This window comes from Adlercreutzia sp. ZJ176, assembly GCF_011038975.1.
Classification (GTDB): Bacteria; Actinomycetota; Coriobacteriia; order Coriobacteriales; family Eggerthellaceae; genus CAAEEV01.
Genome location: NZ_JAAKEC010000041.1, coordinates 1 through 2,372 on the forward strand (window position 1 = coordinate 1; position 2,372 = coordinate 2,372).

Annotated in this window: 5 protein-coding genes; 3 read left to right on the forward strand and 2 right to left on the reverse strand. The window is 57.6% G+C overall.

Translation table 11 applies throughout. From position 1 onward, the window contains the following. Nucleotides 1–52 precede the first annotated feature (52 nt). Together G7Y50_RS11780 and G7Y50_RS12180 are read right to left on the reverse strand one after the other, a co-directional pair. Nucleotides 53–628 (reverse strand): transposase, encoded by a 576-nt coding sequence (locus G7Y50_RS11780; protein ID WP_165056822.1) that lies wholly within the window; start codon nucleotides 626–628, stop codon nucleotides 53–55. Then, a complete protein-coding gene (locus G7Y50_RS12180; protein WP_255464183.1) occupies nucleotides 562–942 on the reverse strand; it encodes a transposase in 381 nt (126 codons plus the stop codon). The genes G7Y50_RS11780 and G7Y50_RS12180 overlap by 67 nt, the downstream gene beginning before the upstream one ends. A 236-nt stretch (nucleotides 943–1,178) precedes the next feature. Between G7Y50_RS12180 and G7Y50_RS11790 the strand changes: the two genes are divergently transcribed. The 3 genes from G7Y50_RS11790 to G7Y50_RS11800 are packed head-to-tail and all read left to right on the forward strand — an operon-like array spanning nucleotide 1,179 to nucleotide 2,258. Continuing rightward, nucleotides 1,179–1,649, forward strand: coding sequence for a hypothetical protein (locus G7Y50_RS11790; RefSeq protein ID WP_165056820.1), 471 nt, complete (start codon nucleotides 1,179–1,181; stop codon nucleotides 1,647–1,649). Next, a complete protein-coding gene (locus G7Y50_RS11795) occupies nucleotides 1,646–1,924 on the forward strand; it encodes a hypothetical protein (protein ID WP_165056819.1) in 279 nt (92 codons plus the stop codon). The genes G7Y50_RS11790 and G7Y50_RS11795 overlap by 4 nt, the downstream gene beginning before the upstream one ends. 55 nt (nucleotides 1,925–1,979) lie before the next feature. Continuing rightward, on the forward strand, nucleotides 1,980–2,258 hold the full coding sequence (locus G7Y50_RS11800) for an AAA family ATPase (RefSeq protein ID WP_165056818.1): 279 nt from the start codon (nucleotides 1,980–1,982) through the stop codon (nucleotides 2,256–2,258). Nucleotides 2,259–2,372 lie beyond the last annotated feature (114 nt).

Sequence of the window (2,372 nt, forward strand, 5' to 3'; positions counted from 1 at the left end):
TGGGGGTCGCAGACCACCCAACTTTGTTCGGAGGTCGAGAGGATTCTTCAAATCAGCGAAGAAGCGCGGGGGAGGCGGCAAGAATGGCCTCAAACAGGAAAATCCCCCAACATTTTAGAGAGAGCCTCCTCCCGATGGCGGAGCGCGCCTTCCTGGTCTTGGCGCAGGCGCACGCGTTGCGCTCCAAGTGGACGACGCGCCTCTGCCAGGCAGCCCCCGCGAGCACCTCCCCGATGGCGCGGCGAAGGCCCTGGTGGGCGTCGGAGGTGACGCAGGCCGCCCCGTCGGCGCCTCGTGCCTTGAGCGACTTCAGGAAGCCCGGCCAGGAAGGGCAGGACTCCGCGCCCGCGCAGTCGAAGCCCACGAGGCGCCCGTGCCCGTCATCTGCGACCGCTATGGCGCTCACCGAGGCGACGGATGCCACATGGCCGTCCACGCGGCACTTCGCGCAGGTGGCGTCGAGCCAGAGATAGGGAAATCCCATGTCCTCGAAGGTCCTCGTCTGCAGGTCCTCGGCCGACGCGTCGAGGGCGGATGCGATGCGCGATGCCTGGGAGGGGCTCATCTTGTCGATGCCGAGCTTCTGGGCGACGCGCCCCGCCTTCCTCGCCGAGACTCGCTCGCGCACGTCTCGGCGATGGCGGACGCCACCGCCCTGTCCGCTCGGGAGTACCTCTCTATGAGCTCGTCGGGGAAGTAGGACCCGATGCGGAGCTCGGGGATCCTCATGGTGATGGCCCCCGCGCAGGTGATGAGCCTGCGCTCCCGGTGCCCGTTCCTCGTGTTCTGCGAGGAGTCGCAGAGCTCGTCGGCCTGGGCGGACATGATCTCGTTGACGAGGGCCTCCGCCACGGTGCGGATCAGCTCCTGCATGTTGACCATGCCGTCGTCGAAGCGCGGCATCGCGCCCCCGTCGGGAGCAAAGTCGCCTATAGCGTTCATCACGGTCATCATCCTTTCCAGCGAATCTACGACTTCAGCAATCAAAGATTCTAGATGATGGCCTTTTTCTCGAGCATCACTTTCCGCTTACACCAACATTAGGGACGCAATCTCTCGCACTTCGATTTGCAGCAATTTAATGGATATCCATTCATCTCGTCTTCATCCGTGTTGCTGTTAGAATATTATTTGGATATCCAATAATAGGAAATCGCAGTTAAATAGAGGGAGGATTCATGCGTGGCAGACCAAAGCTGAATGATAGCCGGGACAACCAATATCGCGTCAGGCTCAACGACGAAGAGAATGGAAAGCTCAGCTACGTAAGCGAAGCGACCGGCAAACCAAAATCAGAGATCTTCAGGTATGCGCTAATCGATTATTACAACAAGGTGCGGCTAAATGAGGTAAACAGTGCAAACAGCGAAGACGTTTGGGAAATAGACGGCATCAGCCTGAAGCGGGTCGTGAATTGCCCGCATTGCAATACGCCTTTGCGGGTCGACCTCAAAGATGGGTGCAACATCACAACGAACGACGGGCGGATGGGTCCGGAAATCCTATACGAATTCGATTTCGAAGACACGTGCGATTATTGCGGCGGACACTTCCTCATAGCCGGATACGCATCCGAGTACCCCGTTGGCGCGCTTAACCATGAAGACATAGTTGTCTTCCCGGCACAGGAAAGGGGCGGAGGCCTATGAGCTCATTTTCGGAAGCGATCAAGCAAGAGGCGAGGAGTTTTATCCCCGAGATGCAGCAGCGATTTCGGGACAAGAGATACGCGGAAACACAAGAAGCCATCGAGGCCGAGCGCATCAACAACATCGCGATAGCAGCTATCGCCATGCTGGACGCCGGACTAAGAGACGCGCTCGTCATGCGCATGCTCCAGAAGCACTGGGATCTTCGGCTGAGCGAAGCGTCCGATATTATTGAGTGGGCGCACTTGCGACTTAACGAAAACATAAAGCCGTAGAGCAAGGGGCAGACTCACCATTGCATCGTAGACGGAGGAGAACGGAGGGCCAACAATGCGGCTTGCCAAAATAATAATTGAGGGGTTCAGATCGTTTGGCGAGCGTCAGACCGTCGAGTTCGACGGCCTTACCACCTTCATAGGCGAGAACAGCTCCGGAAAGACCGCGGCCCTCGCCGCGCTCGGAAAGATATTCGCCCAGCGACAAGCCGACCGCCAGCTTATGCGCAGTGACTTCCACCTTCCGAAGGATATGAAGCCCGAGGATGTCGACGAGCTTGAATTGACCGTCGAGGCCATATTCGAATTCGACGAGCTCTGGGGTAAGTCTTAATTCGTGTGGGAATAATAGCCAAAACCTATGTCTGATCAGGTAAAACAAAGCAAATCTAACCCCAAGTCAGCGCTTGGGGGCAAAATAAGGGCGCAACAACCTAAGCCCTTCACA

Excerpts from the sequence above, each read along its gene's own strand:
- G7Y50_RS11795 (WP_165056819.1), top strand. The coding sequence starts at position 1,646 with ATGAGCTCATTTTCGGAAGCGATCAAGCAAGAGGCGAGGAGTTTTATC.
- G7Y50_RS11790 (WP_165056820.1), top strand. The coding sequence starts at position 1,179 with ATGCGTGGCAGACCAAAGCTGAATGATAGCCGGGACAACCAATATCGC.
- G7Y50_RS11800 (WP_165056818.1), top strand. The coding sequence starts at position 1,980 with ATGCGGCTTGCCAAAATAATAATTGAGGGGTTCAGATCGTTTGGCGAG.
- G7Y50_RS12180 (WP_255464183.1), bottom strand. The coding sequence starts at position 942 with ATGAACGCTATAGGCGACTTTGCTCCCGACGGGGGCGCGATGCCGCGC.